Here is a 16,805-nt window from a genome sequence, read left to right on the forward strand (position 1 = left end):
CGTCACGCGGATGTTCAAAGGACTCTCGTCCCGCCTGACCGCGCCGCTCGAGTCCCTCGACGCCGTGGACCTGGCCGGGCGGGTGCAGGGACTCTGCAGCTCGCCCGTCGAGAGTGCGCAGCGAGGTGAACTGGTGACTCTGGTCGGGCGGGTGCGCACGGTCTTGTCCGGCGGGGGAGAGCAGTTCCTGGGTGTGACCGCGGAGGTCTACGACGGCACGGGGGCTGTCGACGTCTGTTGGCTGGGGCGTCGATCGATTCCGGGAATCGACACCGGCCGGTTCATCAAGGTGACCGGCCGCATCGGCGTCCGCTCCGGCCAGAAGATCATGTTCAATCCACGCTACGAGTTGCTCAGCGGACAACCGGGCGCGGGACGCGGAGGAGAAGCGTGACCGAGTCTGAACGCGCGGGGGATCAGGCCTCCACCGAGAACACCGGGGACGCCCCCGCCGTGGACACGCCACCTGAGCGGAAGTCCGCGTTCGGTGACCCGGACGCCTCGCTGCTCGAGCAGATGGGCGGTGTCCGCGGGCTCGTCTACTCCTCGATCCCGATCCTGACCTTCGTCCCGGTCAACGGGTTCTGGGGGCTGACGGTGGCGATCTGGGCCGCGCTCGGTGTGGCGGTCGCCATGCTGGCATGGTCCCTGGTCAGACGGGAGAACCCCCAGCCGGCGATCTCCGGGTTCATCGGTGTCGCGATCGGTGTGCTGATCGCCTGGCGGACAGGCGACGCGAAGGGGTACTTCCTCTACGGCATCATCACGCAGGCGGTGTACGGCGGGGCGTTCGCGCTGTCCGCGCTCGTGCGCTGGCCACTCGTCGGCGTGATCTGGGGGTTGATCGACGGTAGGGGGATGGCGTGGCGTCGGAACCCGCATGCGCGACGGTGGTACGCCATCGCCACCTGGATCTGGGCCGGGCTCTTCGCGATCCGTGCCGTCCTGCAGTACGCGCTCTACCTGAACGACGAGGTCAACTGGCTCGGGGCCGCGCGGATAGCCATGGGGTGGCCGCTGGCCCTGGTGGCGTTCGCCGCGACGATCTGGGCTGTCCGACGGGCGATGGCCCATGAGAACGAGCCCGCTGCGGCCCGGGACGCCTCCGACGAGTGATCCCCGATCCACCAGTGGGAGAGGGCTGCCGCCGTGCACACGAGAACTGCCCCCGACGGAATCGTCGGGGGCAGTTCCCGTGGGAGCGGGTCACCGGTCGCCCGCGAGTGCACGGGACGCGGCGATCAGACCGCGCTGGTGGCCATGCGCGAGAAGTCGCTCGGACCGGTGATGGTGCGATAGGCGTACACGGATGCCAGGGCGGCGACAGGGGCCGCCACCAGCAACCCGACGAGCAGGGCCAGGGCACCGGCGATGACGATGAGGATGTTGAGCAGGGCGAGGGCGAAGAGGTTGCCGGCATCGGACTTGATCGCGTTGACGCTGGATTTCATCGCGTCGATGGCGGTCATGTTGCGGTCCACGACGAAGTGGAGAGTCCAGTAGAGGAAGAACGCGACCACGATCCCGGGGATGATCAGCAGGATGAACCCGATGGTCGTCGCGATGGCCACGAGGATCGCCGCGAGGACGAACGCCCCGAAATTGTGCAGCTTGAAGAAGTCGCCGATCTCCGGCTTGTGGCCGTCGACCTCGAGCAGGGCGCCCCGGATGAGGAAGGCCTGGAACACCAGGCTCACCGCGATCGTGAGGATCGAGCCCAGGAACGCCACCGACTCCGACTGCGAGTTCTGGATCCAGCTCCCCACGCCGTTGGCGACGAACATGATCAGCATGATCAGAACCCACGGCAGGGGATTGTTCTTGAACATCTGCCAGCCCGCGCCGATGGCGTCGGTCGCGGACACCTTGCCGGACATCATCGTCCCGTCTGCCGGGCCGGACTGGGGGTAGGCGTCCCCGTAACCGTGGCCCCCGTAGGGCTGCTGACCGAAGCCCTGGGCGTCACCCTGGGCTCCGTATGGCTCCCCGCCCCAGCTCTGGTGGGTAGGGCCGGGGCCGTTCGGATCGTTCGGGTACCCGCCCTGCGGCGGTGTGCCTCCGGTGGTCATGGCATCTCCATCTCTCGTCGGTTCGGTGGCGCGGAACTGGTGTGAATGATATTTCCACTTATCCGCGTCCGAACCTAGTCCCGCCACGGCGTTTTTGGGAGAGGCACTTCAGGGGAAAGGCAGGTCACACGACAGAGCCCCGTCGAGGATGTCGACGGGGCTCTGTCTCCGGTGTCCGGAACGGGGTGTCAGACGTTGGCGTGGATCTCCACAGCCTGAGCGACCCCGGCCACGGTGCCGGCGATCTTGACGGCCTCCCAGGCCTGCTCCTTGGTGATGCCCTCCTTGCGGATGACGTCATCGTGCGCGGCGGTGCAGTTCTCGCAGCCGTTGATGGTCGAGACGGCCATGGACCAGAGCTCGAAGTCTGCCTTCTCCACGCCAGGGTTGGCGATGATGTTCATCCGCAGGCCCATCCGGACCTGGGTGTAGTCGTCGCCCAGGAACTCCTTGGCGCGGTAGACCACGTTGTTCATGGCCATGATGGACGCGGCGCCCAGGGCGGCGTTGAACGCCTCCTCGGTCAGGTGCTCGCGCGCCTCATCGGCGATCTCGGACAACACGGTCTCCGACCGGGTCGCCGCGGCGGTGGCCAGGAAGGTGCCCCACAGCTGCTGGGGCGTCAGCTCGGTGGAACGCGCCAGTGAGCCGAGGTTGAGCTTGAGATCCTTCGCGAACTCGGGGAGTCCGGACTTCAGGTTCTCGATGCTCACTTGATCCCCTCCTGCAGCATGTCCATCTTGTTGATGTTCTTCGTCGGGTCGTTCTTCTGCCAGTTGCAGGCGCAGACCTCGGACGACTGGAGCGCGTCGAGCACCCGGAGCACCTCGTCCACGTTGCGGCCCACGGCGTCCGGCGTCACGGAGACGAACTGGATGACGTTGTCCGGGTCGACGATGAAGGTGGCCCGGTCGGCGACCCCGTCCGCGTTCTCCACACCGAGCTCACGGATCAGCTCGTGCTTGATGTCGGACAGGAGCGGGAACGGCACACCCTTGAGCTCGTCGTTGGTCGCGCGCCAGTTGAAGTGCGCGAATTCGTTGTCGATGGAACCGCCGAGGATCTGCGTGTCGCGGTCCTGGAAGTCCTCGTCGAGCTTGCCGAACGCGGCGATCTCCGTGGGGCACACGAAGGTGAAGTCCTTCGGGTAGAAGAAGATCACGCGCCACTTGCCGGCGTAGGACTGGTTGGTGATCGTCTCGAAGTAGTCCTCGGGCTGCTGGGCGTTGACCTGCTGGAGGTCCCCGCCCTTGAGCGCGGTGAGAGTGAAGTCGGGGAACTGGTCACCGATGGTGAGAATAGCCATGTGTCCTCCTGAAGTTGGTGGCCGTCATTCAACGGGCAGCAGAGACTATGCCGGACATCCGGTAAGAGGTAAAGCCTAATGAGGCCAAGATCACTTATAGGGGGGAGCAAATAATCATCGACGGCGGGCTATCGATCGCTCTACACTCATCGACATGGCCAATCAGCGGTTCGTTCCGAGCGTGACACAGCTCAGGGTGTTCCTCGCCGTCGCGGAACGCCTTCACTTCCGAAGTGCAGCTGAGGAGTTGGGAATGAGTCAACCCTCCCTCTCCCAGGCCCTCGCGACACTGGAGGAGGGGTTGCGCGTCCATCTGGTCGAACGCAGCACCAGGACCGTGCTCGTCACACCGGTCGGGCACCAACTCCTCCCGTTCGCGCGGGCGGCGGTGGGTGCGATGGACGCCGTGGCCGACATCGCCGCGGGCAGCGGCGGCCCGATGTCGGGGGACGTCCGGATCGGTGTGATCCCCACGGCCGCCCCGTACCTGCTGCCGGGGCTTCTTCCCGCTCTTACCGACCGCTTCCCGGATCTGCGGCCGCGGATCGTCGAGGACCAGACCGCGCGACTGCTCGAGCAGCTGCGATCGGGTGCGCTCGACGTGGCGATCATGGCCCTGCCGACAGACGCGGCGGGCGCGGCGGGCATGCCGCTGTACACCGAGCCGTTCGCGCTCCTCGTCCCGGCCGGCCACCCGCTCGACGGGCGGGAGGACCTCTCATTGGAGGCGCTCGTGGATCTGCCCCTCCTCATGCTCGACGAGGGGCACTGCCTGCGCGACCAGACGGTGGACCTGTGTCGGCGGGTCTCGGCTCCGATCCTGGGCCGCGGCGGGTCGCGCGCGGCGTCCCTGACCACCGCGGTGAGATGCGTCGCGGGGGGACTCGGGGTGATGATCGTTCCGGAGTCCGCAGTGGTGTCCGAGAGCCGCGACCCAGGACTCGGAGTGGCCAGGTTCCGCGAGCCCGCCCCCGGCCGGACGATGGGCCTGGTGCTCCGAACGGCAACCGCCGACGACGACGCCTACACCGAACTCGGCAGCGTGATCACCGGGGTCGCCCAGCGGCTGTTCGGTGCGGTTCCCGCCTGACGGGTCGTCCGTCGCTGTCGACCGACGGGTCCGGTCTCGACGACTCCAGGCGCCGGACCGCCTTCAGGAAGCGGGCCCGTAGCGCCTGTGTCCGTCGTACCCACGCACGCTGGTGGGCGACGAACATCGCACGGCCCTCGGGCGACTCCACCGGGATCGGATCCAGTCCCCAGGCGGAGAGGTCATACGGGGAGGACCTCATGTCGACCTCGCGGGCGTCGAATGCGGCGACCAGCGAGTCCCGCAGGAGCTCGCCAGGCGCACCGGCCTCCATGGCCGCGACGTGCGAGTAGAGATCCATGCCGGAGTGCAGACAGGCCGGCTGCTCGTTTCGGACCTGCGCCTCGCGGGAGAGCGCGTGCTGGTTGAGGGGGACGGCCGGCTCGGCGAAGAACCGAAGTGCGTCGAAGTGTGTGCAACGCAGCCGGGATTCCTCGACGACCTCATCGATGCGCGAGTGCGGCACCCGTAGAGGGATCTGGCGGTGGCGGACGTCGTCGTCTCCACTGCGGTAGAGCATGGCCCATTCGTGGAGACCGAAGCACCCCATGGCACCGGGCCTCGAGGCGGTGGCCTCGACGATCGCGCGTGCTCGCGCGATCCGCGGGGCGCAGCGGGCCAGGACGGATTCGGGGTTTACGATCAGACCGGTCCGGCCGTGGAGTGAGGCCCGCTCGTAGTGGCGCCAGTCGACCCGCTCGGTCAGGTGGGCGTTCTCCAGGATGATGCCGGGGCCGGGGTGCCAGCGACGGACGGTGGCGACGCTCGTCCGGTAGTAGGTGAAGAGGAAGTCCGCGACCGGGTGGGGCTCACCTCGTCGTCGTCGCTCGAGGTGATCTCCGGTCACCGAATCCACGGCCCCGGTATGCCGGAATTCCAGCGCGCGCCAGAGGGCCTCGGGCAGGAGTACGACGTCGGGTGTGCGACCGCTCCCGGTCACGTACGTGGCTTCTTCTTGGGGCGGTGCACCCGGGACCGGGCCGGCCGTCGGGACCGCGCCGGGGGAGCGGGTTCCCGCCGGCGCCGGGGTGGCGTGATCTCCGGCCCGAAGAGGTCGTCGAGCAGAGCATCGGCGCGTGGTCCGGTGGGGTCGACGACCTCGACGATCATGCCCACCTCGCGCGCGAGCGCACTGATCCTGGCGACCTCGGACGGTCTGACCACCGCCGCCACCACCCCGGCGGTGTCGTCCCCCCGCCCGGTGCGGCCTGAGCGGTGGACGAGATCTTCGACGGAATGCGGCGGGCCGACGTGGATGACGTGGCCGATCCGGTCGAGGTCGAGTCCGCGCCCGGCGAGGTCGGTGCTCACCAGGACCCGGACGTTGCCCGAGGCGAGATCGGCGAATGCACCGGCGCGCCTGGTGGGGGAGGCGGAACCCGCCACTCCGGCCGCGGGGACGCCGGTGGCGGCGATCGACGCGCGCAACTGCTCGACCGCGTCTCGGCGGGTGACGAAGAACAGTGCCCGTCGGCACCGGGCGGCCAGATCGACCGCGTAGGAGTCGGGATCGGGTGCGGAGACGACGATCAGTCGTCGGGGTGCTCCCGCCGCGGCGACGGGTCCCGGTGAGGGGTGGGTGGGGGAGTCCACCCGGTGGATGCACAGCCCCGGTCGCCGGCGTCGCAGGGCGTCCTCGACCCCGGGGTCCGCCGTGGCCGTGGTCGACAATAGGGTCGCGTCATCGCAGTCGGCGAGCAGAACCGCCGTCTGTTCGCCGAAGGACTGCCCCAACAGATGATCCGCCTCGTCCAGGACGAGGACCCGGACGTCCGAGGTGGAAATGGCTCCGGTCCGGATCAGATCGGTGAGGCGACCCGGGGTTCCCACCGCGATGTCGACCGGCGCCACCAGGGTCCGGCGATCCTTGGACAGGGGCTGACCGCCGACGAACGTGGCCACGCGGAGGCCCGCGCCCGCACCGACCTCGGCGAGTACCTCAGCGTTCTGCACCGCCAGCTCGCGGGTCGGCGCGACCACGACGGCACGCGGGCGACCGGGCAGGCTCGGGGCCCCGGCCAGACGATGCGCCACGGCGACGGCGAACACCAGGGTCTTGCCGGAGCCGGTCGGAGCGACCGCGAGGAGATCTCGGCCGGCCACCGCGTCCTCGAGCGCGACGGCCTGGATGGCGCTCGCGGCACCGTCGACAAGGGTGGAGACGGCGTGTCTGAGCGGGACCGACACGCCGAACTCGGCGAGAAGGCGGCCCAGATCTGTCCGAGCCGAGCCGGTCAGGCCCGCACCTCCGTACGATCGCCGCTCCACAGAGTGTGGAAGCTACCCTCCCGGTCGGTCCGCAGGTAGGTGTGGGCCCCGAAGAAGTCGCGCTGACCCTGGATGAGTGCGGCGGGAAGTCGCTCGGTCCTGAGCCCGTCGTAGTAGGCCAGTGCGGCGGAGAATCCGGGCGCCGGGATCCCCGCGGAGACCGCCGTGGTGACGACGCGCCGCCAGCTGTCGACGCAGTCGGCGAGCGCCTCGGCGAAGTACGGGGCCGCCAGCAGTGTGGGGAGGTCGGCGTTCTCGGCGTATGCCTCACGGATGCGGTCGAGGAAGGTGGCGCGGATGATGCACCCCCCGCGCCAGATCGTGGCCAGATCGCCCCGCGCGACATCCCACCCGTACTCAGCGGTGGCGGCGGTGATCTGGTCGAAACCCTGGGCGTAGGCGATGACCTTCGACGCATACAGCGCCCGTCGGACGTCCTCGATGAACTCGGCGCCGGTCTCGCGCGGGCTCGACACGGCACCTGAAGGCAGTGCCCGGCCCGCCTCGCGCTGCGGAACCGAACTGGACAGGGCGCGCGCGAAGACCGCCTCCGCGATGCCTGTCACAGGCACTCCCAGGTCGAGAGCGGACTTGACCGTCCAGCGGCCGGTCCCCTTCTGTCCCGCGCGGTCGACGATCACGTCGACCAACGGCGCCCCGGTCTCGGCGTCCACCTGGGCCAGCACCTCCGCGGTGATCTCGATGAGGTAGGAGTCGAGCTCGCCGATGTTCCACTCGCGGAACACGTCGGCCATGGCCGCCGGCTCGATGCCGGCCACACCGCGGAGGAGGTGATACGCCTCCCCGATGAGCTGCATGTCCGAGTACTCGATCCCGTTGTGCACCATCTTCACGAAGTGGCCGGAGCCGTCCTCGCCGATGTGGGTGCAGCACGGGGTCCCGTCCACCTTCGCGGAGATGTCCTCCAACATCGGCCCGACCACCTCGTAACTCGAGGCCGGTCCACCCGGCATGATCGACGGGCCCTCGAGTGCGCCCTCCTCACCGCCGGAGATCCCGGCGCCGATGAATCGGATCCCCCGCTCGGCCATCGCCTTCTCCCGGCGGATGGTGTCGGTGTAGAGGGAGTTGCCGCCGTCGATGATGATGTCGCCCTCGTCGAACGCGTCGGCGAGGGCCTCGATCACCGCGTCGGTGGGTCCACCGGCCTGAACCATCACGAGCGCTCGCCGCGGGGACCGCAGGGCGGCCGCGAACTCCTGGATCGTCTCGGTGCGGACGAAATCGCCGTCTCCGCCGTGCTCCTCGAGGAGGGCGTCGGTCTTCCCGGCGGAGCGGTTGTGGACGGCGACCGTATACCCGTGGCGGGCGAAGTTACGGGCGATGTTCGAGCCCATCACGGCGAGTCCGGTGACTCCGATGTCGGCGGTGCCGTTGGTGTCTGAGGTCGGCTGCGCATCCTCGCGCTCAGTACTCATGCGTCCCAGACTAGTCCACGGGCCGCCGAGCGATGGACCTGCGTCGATGAGAGATCGGGGCATTGCCGGGGGGGCGCTGGACCCCGATTGCTTGCTGACATATCAGTGGTGCACTGAGTGCACTGATTCCCGCAGCGGACAGAAAAACCTTGGATACAGGAGGTGGCCTGTTGTAACACTTATTACCGGGCCTGGACACCGGTCTACCCGCGGAACGGGGGGAAACGCGCCGCGGACCGGCACCGGTGGGTGGTTGGCCCTGAACGGGAAGTGATCATCGAGGGGGAAGCAGCAGACATGACCAGTTCCATGCTGCCCACACAGGCGGTGGGTTCGTGCACGGTGTTCGACGACACAGTCGAGGTGCTCGCGGGTTTCAGGCCGGGATACCCGAAGTTCTATTCGATCGCGGATCTCGGTACACAGTCCCGCCGTCGGTGGGTTCCTCTGGACCGAGCCGTGGACAGCGGGCGGGTCGAGACGATGTTCCGCGACTACTTCGCGGAGTCCGGGGACATCCGCTTCTCGACCTATCTGGTCGCGGATGCGTTCGCCCACGGGGTGATCGGTCGCGCGGTCGCGAGCTTCGTCACCATCGGCCGCGTGTGGGACACCGGAGCGGAGAACCTCGCGGTCCGTACCGACATCGAGGGGGGACTCGACTGGGCGGGTGTCCGCGACACCACGTTGCGGGTCCTGGGCGACGACCCGAAGGCGGGTTGTCCGGGGACCGTGGTCCTGCCGTGCGAACAGGCGCTCGCGCAGTGGTTGGCCTGTCGTTCGCGGATGACCCTGGGGCCGGTGTTCGACGGCCTCGCCCGTGTGAGCAACTGCAGCGTCGAGACCCTCTGGTCGGTGGTCGGGGAGTGCGTGCTGGGTGCCGCGACCATCGTTCCGACCTTCGCCGACTCGAGTGCCGAGACCGGGTACCGCCGCGGCCAGTTCGTCCTGCAGGCGCTCCACGACTCGGGTCTCGCGGTCCGCAAGCGCAGCGCGCTCCCGCGAACGCCCGGGGCGGGACCGATCCCCGTTCGCGACCGGGGCTGGCGCTCGGTCCGCTGAGCCCCTTCCGACTCCACGCGACGGGGGCGAAGGCGCGGTAGCGTCGGTGCCTGAGTCGCCCGGATCGCCCGGGTCGGGAGAAAGAGGTCCGATGTCCGAGACGGTCGACAACGAGTTCATCACGATGATCCGGGCCGGGGCCGGTGCGGGCTTCGGTGGCGGGATCGGGATGGACTACCTCGAGATCACCCCGGACAGGGTGGTGGTGTCGGTGGCGGTCGGACCGCACCTGCTCCAGCCCTACGGGATCGTCCACGGCGGCGTCTACTGCGCCATCGCCGAGGAGGTCGCGAGTGTGGCGGGCGCCGTGTGGCTCGGTAACGAGGGCAAGGTGGTCGGGGTCAACAACTCGACCGACTTCCTGCGGGCGGTCACCGAGGGCACCCTCACGGCCACCGGCACCCCCGTGCACCGCGGCCGCACCCAGCAACTGTGGCGGGTGGAGATCACCGGTGACGACGGCCGGACCGCCGCCGTGGGTCAGGTCCGGCTCGCGAACCTCCAGTAGGCGGCGCCGGAGCCCGGACACGCGCCCGGCAGGATGCCGCCGGGCGCGTGGCGTCACTCACTGATCGATGTGGTCTCCACCGCCCGGTCCCGGTCCTCCTCCGCCGACCGGGCCTTCTCGTGTGCCGCGACCCGCTCGATCGCCTGTCGGCCGTAGACCCACTGTTGGGTGGACGTCAGCTGGGAGCGGTGGTCACCGCCCATGTTCATCCCCCAGGACAACATGGTGGTCAGGCGGTTCTTGAAGCCGATGAGGTACGCGAGGTGCACCACGAGCCACATGACCCAGGCGATGAAACCGGAGATCTCCAGCCTTCCCATCTTCACCACCGCGCTGTAGCGGGAGATGGTGGCCATTGAACCCTTGTCGAAGTACTTGAACGGCGGGCGTTCGGCGGGGGACCGGCCCTTCTCGACCTCGGCCGCGATCTGCTTCGCGGCGTACTTGCCGCCCTGGATCGCGACCTGTGCGACTCCGGGGAGTTTGTCGAGACTCATCATGTCACCGACCACGAAGATCTCGGGGTGGCCGGGCAACGAGAGATCCTTCTGTACCAGGACGCGGCCCGCGCGATCGATCTCCGCCTCCGTCTGGTCGGCGAGCATCTTGCCGAGGGTGCTGGCCTGGACGCCGGCGGACCAGATCTTGCAGGTGGCGTCGATCCTGCGGACCGAACCGTCCGGATCCTTGACCTCGATCCCGAGCTGGTCGACGTCGGTCACCATGGCGTTGAGCTGGATCTCGACGCCCATCTTCTCCAGCCGTGCGCGAGCCGCGTTGCCGAGCTTGTTGCCGAACGGCGGGAGGACGGCGGGGGCCGCGTCCAGGAGGATCACCCGGGCGGAGGCGGGGTCGATACGGCGGAACGTGTTCTTCAAGGTGTGCTGGGCCAGCTCGGCGACCTGCCCGGCCATCTCGACACCGGTCGGTCCCGCACCCACGATGATGAACGTCAACAGGCGGCGGCGCTCCTCCTCGTCCTCGGTGACCTCCGCCTGCTCGAAGCATCCGAGGATCCGACTGCGCAGCTCGAGCGCGTCGTCCACGGTCTTCATGCCGGGCGCCCACCGCTCGAAGTGGTCATTGCCGAAGTACGACTGATTGGCCCCGGCGGCCACGATCAGGCTGTCGTACCCGAGGTCGAATCTGATGTGGCCTGCGGAGGCGAAGACGGTCTTCGAGGCGACGTCGATCCTGGTGACGTCGCCGAGGATGCAGGTGACGTTCTTCTGATCGCGCAGGATGAGCCGCGTGGGCGGGGCGATCTCGCCCACGGACAGGATGCCGGTCGCGACCTGGTAGAGAAGCGGCTGGAAGAGATGATGCCCGGTCTTCGCGACCAGGGTGACGTCCACATCGGCCTTCTTGAGCTGCTGGGCTGCGAAGAGCCCACCGAAGCCGGAGCCGATGATGACGACGCGGTGCCGGCGTCCGGCCGGTGCGGTGGCGGTGACCTGGTCGTGTGCGGGCTCGGTCATGGCGGCTCCTGGTGAAGGTGAGGCTGTCGCGGTGAGCGCGGGGGCTCCCCGATCGGCGTCCTCGGCGGGTCGCGCGCGGGGACGACTCCTCAGGGTAGTGGTATGCGCACGTCGGTGCACACGTGGCGGGCTCGCCGCGGTGAACGATCCCCCCGTCGCGCCTGACCCGCCAGGGCGACGTGCGGCGGTACCGTCCCACTGACGACACCCCTGAGGAGGGACCCGGTGGTCAGACTCGAACCGCAGACCGTCGACCTGGACCGTTGGCCCGCACTCGAGGCGCCCTCGGGACCCGGCGGCCAGTCCGCGGTGGAGGTCGCGCAGGCGCTGAGGCGGTCGACCAGGGAAATCGGCCTGAGGATCGACTACCCGGACTCGACGGCGGCGGGGGAGTACGACGCCCCGGCCCGGGTGCTCCTCCGGGATCCCGAGCCGTTCTGGGCGCGGCTCGCCTCGGCCGGTGTCCTCGGTCTGGGCGAGTCGTACATGGCCGGTGAGTGGACGACCACCGACCTCGGCGCGGTGATCGGGATCCTCGCGCCGTGGATCGCCGGGAACCCCGACTGCGCCCACCCGGGTGAACGTGCTTTCGGGCGCGACGGTCGCGGGACCCCCGGCGGGGGGCGTAGGCGGGGTGGACCGGTGGTGGTGGAGCTCGAGGATTCCGTTCCCGGTGCCCTCACGTCCCTCTACACCGACGAGACGATGTCGACGGCGGGTGCGGTGTTCGCCTCCGGAGCGCGGACCCGGGTACGGCTGGACGACGGAACCGACGTGGTCCACCTCGAGGCCCCGGCATCGCCTCCCCGGCGCAACGACCTGGGCGACGCCCAGCGTCGATCAGTCGACACCCTGCTCACCCTGGCGGGGGTCGGCGCCGGCTCCCGCGCCCTTGTCGTCACGCCCGGGTGGGGTGAGTTGCCGATGCGGGCCGCCGAGCGTGGCGCGCACGTGCGGACGATGACCGCCTCGACCGAGCGATTGTCCGCGCTCGGATCGAGATTCGCCGCGGCGGGGCTCCGCGACGAGATCACCCTCTTCCTGGGGGGGCCGGCGGACGCGCGGGGGGGTGTCGACGCAGTGGTCGCGGTCGACCCCGGGGTCACCGCTGGTGTGGCCGGTTACCTGGAGGTGCTGGACACGGCCGAGCGGCTGTTGGTGGGTGGCGGCAGGCTCGCGATCGCGGGAGTGGTGTCCGCGGAGCGCCCCAGGCCGGCGGTCGTCGAACTCGCCGCATGGGGTTCGCGGTACGTCTCCGACGCGGGCCCGGTGGTGTCCTGGGCCGAACTGGCCGCGGCCGTGGAGCGCTCTCCGCGGTTGCGCCTGCTCGGTCGGATCGAGGCGACGGCCCACCATGCCGAGACGGTGAGGTTGTGGTCCGAGACGTTCGCGCTCCGGGGGCGGGATGCGGCGGCTCTGGGATTCGACGCCGTCTACCGCCGGATGTGGGCGTTCCACCTCGCGGCGCTGGAGGCCGGGTTGCGACGGGGGTGGCTCGAGTCCGTCCAGGTGGTCGCCACGGCCGAAACCACCCTGAATCGTCGGGAGGGGACGCCGAGGTCCTAGGGTTCGTTCATGAGCAACTTCCTCACCCCGGTCGCGATCTGGTTCGGTCGTCAGGACGCCACGCGCGAGAACTCCCATCTCGTCGTGACGGTCGACAAGTGGATGAACAGGGTGTCCGGCGGGCGTGTCCCGCTCCTCCGGGTGGCGGGACTGCCCACTCTCACACTGCATGTCCCGGGGCGTAAGACCGGAGAGGTGCGGGATACGCCACTGCTGTGTGCGTCGTGGCGCAACGGACTGGTGATCGTCGGCTCCAACTGGGGCGGCGAGAAGACGCCGGCGTGGGTGTACAACCTCCGTGCGGCGAGGGAAGGGGAGGTCGCCGTATCGGTCTACGGCGCCAGGCTCATCGTGGACGTGAGAGAGGTGTCGGAGGCCGAGCGGGCCTCGGCCTGGGACGCCGCGGTGAAGGTGTGGCCGAACTACGAGATCTACGCCACCCGCACGAGCAGGCAGCTGCCGATCTTCCACCTGACCCCCCGGCTCTGACCGTCACCGGTTCGGATCGGGGTCCCGGTCATCGCCGGGCGACCATGTTGAGCGCCGTCGCCGTCAGGACCGGATCGCCGTCCTGATTGACCAGCGTCACATCCGTGGTGAGCACTCCCCGGTCCGGCTTGCTCCTGGAGGGGCGGACGCCGGTCGTCTCGCAGATCAGGGTCAGCGTGTCGCCGGGACGCAGGGGGCGGACCCAGCGCAGTTCGTCGATCCCGGGTGAGGCCAGGCTCGCGACGGCGGTGAGATAGTTGTCGGCGAACAGTCGCATCATGAGTGCGGCCGTCTGCCAACCGCTCGCGATCAGTCCGCCGAAGGGGCCGTCTGCGGCCGCCTCGGGATCGGTGTGGATGCTCTGCGGGTCGTACCTGCGGGCGAACTCCACGATCTCCTCGGCGTCCACCGACTCCTCGCCGAAGCGGTAGATCCGACCTTCCCGGTAGTCCTCGAGGTACCTGTCGTGGAGAGGTGTGTCAAAAGTGTCGTACTGCTCGGCGGTCATGTGGGACTCCTGGTCGCGGAAACGGGCTCGTGAGTGCAGTGGAGAGTCAACCGCACGCGGGTGACGACGGGTGCCGATTCGCGGCCGGACTCCTCCTCGCGTGGTAATCAGTTAATGACAGTTCACCCGATGGGAGGCGGGCGTGGCGTACTTCGAGCGACTCGGCGACCAGCGGTTCCGCCCGACCTCGCACACCACCGGGGCATGGGACCCGGCGGTGCAGCATATCGGCCCGTCATTCGGGCTGCTCGTGCATGAGGTGGAGCGTGACCTGCGGCGTCGGCGGGACGACCCCATGGTGCTCTCGCGGTTGACCTACGAGATCCTCGGCACCGTGCCCATGGACCCGGTGGCGGTGGACGTGCAGGTGATCAGACCGGGACGCACCATCGAGCTCGTGGAGGCGAGCTATGGTCTCGAGGATCGCGTGGGGGTCCGCCTGCGCGCCTGGTTTCAGCAGCCGAGGGACACCACGGGACTCCAGGGCGCCGGGTTCGACCCGATCCCGGGGCCGTCCGCCATGGAGCAGTGGGACCCCACCTCGGTCTGGCAGGGCGGCTACCTGGCGTCCGCGGACGTCCGCCGGGACTCGGTCGGGCCGGGACGGGCCCGGTACTGGGTGCGCACCGGCGTCCCGCTCGTCGCAGGGGAGCCGGTGGGCGCTCTGGCCGGGGCGGCCACGCTGTTCGACATCGCCAACGGAATGGCGATCCGTGCCGATCCGTCGGATGTTCAGTTCCCCAATATCGATCTCACCGCCCACCTCCTGCGTGAACCGCGCGGGGACTGGGTCGGGTTCGACACCCGGGTGGGTTTCGGCCCGGGCGGTCTCGGACTCACCGCGAGCGTTCTGCACGACGAATCGGGGCCGATGGGCACGCTCGCGCAGACTCTCACCGTGAGACCGGTGACCTGACCTCACCGGGCGACCCGCCCACGGCCCTCAGTCCGCGCAGATAGCACCGCATTCCGGATCCGGTGTCCGGATCGACGTCCGAGAAGCCGTGACGCTCATAGAACCGGCGGGCACCGAGGTCGTCAGCGTCCACGTTGATGAGCATCTCCTCGCACCCCCGCCGACGGGCCTCGGAGACCGAACGGTCCAGCATCGCGGTTCCGACACCGGCCGCCCGGAGGTCCGGACGGACGTAGAGGTCCTCGAGCTGCGCGAGGGGACCGTCCCAGTAGGGGGTCGGGCGAAGGGTGAGGAACGCGAAACCCACGTCGGTCCCGGCTTCGCGGCCGTGGGTGAGTCGCGCGACGACGGCGAGGACGTCCTCACGTCCCAGGAGGCGTTCGAAGCGCCCCGCCGCCTCGGCGGGGCTCGGGGTGGGGCAGTCGAACTCGGTGTTGAAGGCGTGGAGCAGCCGCCCCAGGGACGCCGCGTCCGAGGGCCCGGCCACGCGGATGTCCGCGGGCAGGGCCAGACCAGGCGCGGACGAGGGGAGCGGAGGGCGATCCGCCTCGAGGAGTCCCTTGAGCCGGTTGAGGTCGGCCGCCACGGTGGCGGCGTCATGCTCGAACGCGTCGTCGTCGTCGGTGAGCTGACGGACGGACATGATCACCTCCGCACCGTCCGGGTGGGGCACGACGCGGAGCGGGTTGTAGACCGTGTTCCCGTCGGGGAGGGTGACCTCGTGGTCCAGGATTCCGAAGTCGTTCTTCGGGACGAACCGCACGGTCACTCTCCCCATCGGGGAGTCGACTATCAGGCTGTCACCGTCGACGGCTGCCTCCGCGGTGGCCAGGCCCGACGCCCAGGAGGCGAGTGTCGTGTGATCCGAGGCGACGACGTAGACCTCCGCCGGGGAGCGGTGGATCACGGTGCTGACGTGTCTCGTGCGCATACCGACAGTGTTGGTCACGGCGGGGTCGCGCGCACAGGATCCAGGCAACAGGTCGGACGTGTGTCCTCCCGCGCCGGTGTCGAGCGTGGACTCGCCCGTCACGTCCACCGCCCCTCGGACCGGGCCCTCCGGTTGCGAGAGGAATCCACGCGCAGCACCATCGCAGCCATCGGGGCACCGTGGGGAGGTTGCGATCCGCGATCGGCTCCCCGTCATGAGAAGGGGAGAGTGTCCGAGCACAGCGCGCGGCGACGACGCGGCGTGAACTGACGGGAGAGGATCAATGGGGATCGCGGCGACCGTCATCGGCGCGGGGATCATCGCGATCGGACTGAGAGACGTGTTCCGCGCCCTGATGAATCCTCGCGGGGAAGCGACGCTCAGCACGATGGTGTTCTCCGCGATGTGGGCGGTGTCGCGGCGCTGTGGGCACCGCCTGGGTTCGACGGTGGGTCCGGCCGGGATGGTCGGCACCGTTCTGGTCTGGGTTCTGCTGCAGGCAGTGGGATGGGCGCTGATCTATCTGCCGCGCGTCCCTGAGGGGTTCGACTATTCCTCCGGCATCGACGCCGGCCGCTACCCGGTCGTCGCCGAGGCGCTCTACATCTCCCTCGTGACACTGGCCACCCTGGGGTTCGGCGACGTGGTGGCCACCGACCCCGTGCTCCGTGTCCTGGCGCCGGTGGAGGCGCTGACCGGGTTCGCTCTGCTGACAGCATCCCTCACATGGTTCATGCAGGTCTACCCGCCGCTCACACGACGGAGAGCGCTGGCCCTACGTCTCCACGGCCTGGCGGAGGCCGGTTACGCGGAGGCGGTTCGAGAACTGTCCCCGGTCACGATCGCCCGGGCGGCGGAGGACCTCGCAGCGGAGATCAACGCCGTCACCGTGGACCTGTCACAACACTCGGAGACCTATTACTTCCAGGACGGCAATCCGCACCAGTCGCTGTCCCGTCAGGTGGCTCATGCGGTGGATCTGCGCGATGCCGCCACGGAGTCCGGTGATCCGGAGTCGCGTGTCGGGGCGCGCGCATTGTCGACCTCGCTGGACCGCCTCGCGGAGTCCCTGGGGGACTTCGTCGACGCGGGCCAGGATCCCGACGTCCGCGAGGTCTTCGATGCGTACGCCGGAGATCATTGGCGAGCCGCCCGCAGCTGAACGGCGACGAGGC

18 protein-coding genes are annotated in these 16,805 nt (G+C 69.1%); 9 read left to right on the plus strand and 9 right to left on the minus strand.

The genetic code is table 11. From position 1 onward, the window contains the following. Positions 1-10: 10 nt before the first annotated feature. Entirely contained in the window at positions 11-394 is a 384-nt protein-coding gene (locus CT688_RS07620; RefSeq protein ID WP_228548899.1) for a hypothetical protein, read from the plus strand. A 122-nt stretch (positions 395-516) separates the two neighbouring features. Then, positions 517-1,116 (plus strand): DUF3159 domain-containing protein, encoded by a 600-nt coding sequence (locus CT688_RS07625; protein ID WP_228548903.1) that lies wholly within the window; start codon positions 517-519, stop codon positions 1,114-1,116. Positions 1,117-1,241: 125 nt separating this feature from the next. Here CT688_RS07625 and CT688_RS07630 read toward each other — a convergent pair whose 3' ends face one another. The 3 genes from CT688_RS07630 to CT688_RS07640 form a co-directional block, all read right to left on the minus strand. After that, a complete protein-coding gene (locus CT688_RS07630) occupies positions 1,242-2,069 on the minus strand; it encodes a hypothetical protein (protein ID WP_107756404.1) in 828 nt (275 codons plus the stop codon). Positions 2,070-2,257: 188 nt separating this feature from the next. After that, positions 2,258-2,782 (minus strand): carboxymuconolactone decarboxylase family protein, encoded by a 525-nt coding sequence (locus CT688_RS07635; protein ID WP_107756405.1) that lies wholly within the window; start codon positions 2,780-2,782, stop codon positions 2,258-2,260. Then, on the minus strand, positions 2,779-3,375 hold the full coding sequence (locus CT688_RS07640; protein ID WP_107756406.1) for a peroxiredoxin: 597 nt from the start codon (positions 3,373-3,375) through the stop codon (positions 2,779-2,781). Before CT688_RS07640 ends, CT688_RS07635 begins: the two co-directional genes overlap by 4 nt. A 154-nt stretch (positions 3,376-3,529) precedes the next feature. On the opposite strand from CT688_RS07640, the gene CT688_RS07645 reads away from it, so the two are divergent. Next, on the plus strand, positions 3,530-4,465 hold the full coding sequence (locus CT688_RS07645) for a hydrogen peroxide-inducible genes activator (protein ID WP_107756407.1): 936 nt from the start codon (positions 3,530-3,532) through the stop codon (positions 4,463-4,465). Here the strand turns inward: CT688_RS07645 and CT688_RS07650 are convergent. The 3 genes from CT688_RS07650 to gndA are packed head-to-tail and all read right to left on the minus strand — an operon-like array spanning position 4,422 to position 8,172. Continuing rightward, positions 4,422-5,405, minus strand: coding sequence for a hypothetical protein (locus CT688_RS07650; RefSeq protein WP_231750551.1), 984 nt, complete (start codon positions 5,403-5,405; stop codon positions 4,422-4,424). The two genes, CT688_RS07645 and CT688_RS07650, sit on opposite strands and share 44 nt — an antisense overlap. Further along, positions 5,402-6,652 carry a DEAD/DEAH box helicase gene (locus CT688_RS07655; protein WP_231750552.1) on the minus strand — a complete coding sequence of 417 codons (1,251 nt, stop codon included), beginning with the start codon at positions 6,650-6,652 and terminating at the stop codon, positions 5,402-5,404. The genes CT688_RS07650 and CT688_RS07655 overlap by 4 nt, the downstream gene beginning before the upstream one ends. Before the next feature lie 47 nt (positions 6,653-6,699). Further along, on the minus strand, positions 6,700-8,172 hold the full coding sequence (gene gndA, locus CT688_RS07660; protein ID WP_107756409.1) for an NADP-dependent phosphogluconate dehydrogenase: 1,473 nt from the start codon (positions 8,170-8,172) through the stop codon (positions 6,700-6,702). Positions 8,173-8,469: 297 nt separating this feature from the next. On the opposite strand from gndA, the gene CT688_RS07665 reads away from it, so the two are divergent. Both CT688_RS07665 and CT688_RS07670 read left to right on the plus strand, forming a co-directional pair. After that, positions 8,470-9,234: a hypothetical protein gene (locus CT688_RS07665; RefSeq protein WP_107756410.1), complete on the plus strand. Its 765-nt coding sequence runs from the start codon at positions 8,470-8,472 to the stop codon at positions 9,232-9,234. A gap of 91 nt (positions 9,235-9,325) precedes the next feature. Beyond that, positions 9,326-9,742: a PaaI family thioesterase gene (locus CT688_RS07670; protein ID WP_107756411.1), complete on the plus strand. Its 417-nt coding sequence runs from the start codon at positions 9,326-9,328 to the stop codon at positions 9,740-9,742. 53 nt (positions 9,743-9,795) lie between these two features. Here CT688_RS07670 and CT688_RS07675 read toward each other — a convergent pair whose 3' ends face one another. Then, positions 9,796-11,220, minus strand: coding sequence for an NAD(P)/FAD-dependent oxidoreductase (locus CT688_RS07675; protein WP_107756412.1), 1,425 nt, complete (start codon positions 11,218-11,220; stop codon positions 9,796-9,798). Between the two features lie 225 nt (positions 11,221-11,445). Between CT688_RS07675 and CT688_RS07680 the strand changes: the two genes are divergently transcribed. Further along, entirely contained in the window at positions 11,446-12,786 is a 1,341-nt protein-coding gene (locus tag CT688_RS07680; RefSeq protein WP_107756413.1) for a class I SAM-dependent methyltransferase, read from the plus strand. A gap of 9 nt (positions 12,787-12,795) precedes the next feature. Then, positions 12,796-13,275 carry a nitroreductase family deazaflavin-dependent oxidoreductase gene (locus CT688_RS07685; RefSeq protein WP_107756414.1) on the plus strand — a complete coding sequence of 160 codons (480 nt, stop codon included), beginning with the start codon at positions 12,796-12,798 and terminating at the stop codon, positions 13,273-13,275. Positions 13,276-13,303: 28 nt separating this feature from the next. Here the strand turns inward: CT688_RS07685 and CT688_RS07690 are convergent, their stop codons facing one another. After that, complete coding sequence (locus CT688_RS07690) at positions 13,304-13,783, minus strand: MaoC family dehydratase (protein WP_107756415.1); 480 nt, start codon at positions 13,781-13,783, stop codon at positions 13,304-13,306. A gap of 142 nt (positions 13,784-13,925) precedes the next feature. Between CT688_RS07690 and CT688_RS07695 the strand changes: the two genes are divergently transcribed. Then, on the plus strand, positions 13,926-14,699 hold the full coding sequence (locus CT688_RS07695) for a thioesterase family protein (protein ID WP_107756416.1): 774 nt from the start codon (positions 13,926-13,928) through the stop codon (positions 14,697-14,699). On the opposite strand, the gene CT688_RS18065 is transcribed toward CT688_RS07695, so the two are convergent. Further along, positions 14,677-15,630 (minus strand): GNAT family N-acetyltransferase, encoded by a 954-nt coding sequence (locus CT688_RS18065; protein WP_107758079.1) that lies wholly within the window; start codon positions 15,628-15,630, stop codon positions 14,677-14,679. The genes CT688_RS07695 and CT688_RS18065 overlap by 23 nt on opposite strands. A gap of 283 nt (positions 15,631-15,913) precedes the next feature. On the opposite strand from CT688_RS18065, the gene CT688_RS07705 reads away from it, so the two are divergent. Then, complete coding sequence (locus CT688_RS07705; RefSeq protein ID WP_107756417.1) at positions 15,914-16,792, plus strand: potassium channel family protein; 879 nt, start codon at positions 15,914-15,916, stop codon at positions 16,790-16,792. Positions 16,793-16,805 lie beyond the last annotated feature (13 nt).

The sequence above is a fragment of the Dietzia sp. JS16-p6b genome, assembly GCF_003052165.1.
In the GTDB taxonomy this organism is placed as follows: Bacteria; Actinomycetota; Actinomycetes; order Mycobacteriales; family Mycobacteriaceae; genus Dietzia.